We start from the raw sequence: 235 nt of genomic DNA on the forward strand, positions 1-235 counted from the left end.
GTAACAAGGTAACCCTAGGGGAACCTGGGGTTGGATCACCTCCTTATCTTGAAGTAAAAACAGTTTAATGGAAACTTCGGTTTCACGAGTGTCTACACAAATTACATGATAACAAATTAGAAGAAGAAAGCCCTTGGGCTTGCTAATAAGATAGGTCTGTAGCTCAGCTGGTTAGAGCGCACCCCTGATAAGGGTGAGGTCGGCAGTTCAAGTCTGCCCAGACCTACCAATTCAT

Annotated in this window: 1 tRNA gene; it reads left to right on the plus strand. The window is 44.7% G+C overall.

The features are described from left to right. Positions 1 to 152 precede the first annotated feature (152 nt). Positions 153 to 229 (plus strand) — tRNA-Ile (locus tag H4J67_RS20235). Positions 230 to 235 lie beyond the last annotated feature (6 nt).

Origin of the sequence: Colwellia sp. BRX10-4 (assembly GCF_014077465.1) — a bacterium.
Classification (GTDB): Bacteria; Pseudomonadota; Gammaproteobacteria; order Enterobacterales; family Alteromonadaceae; genus Colwellia_A.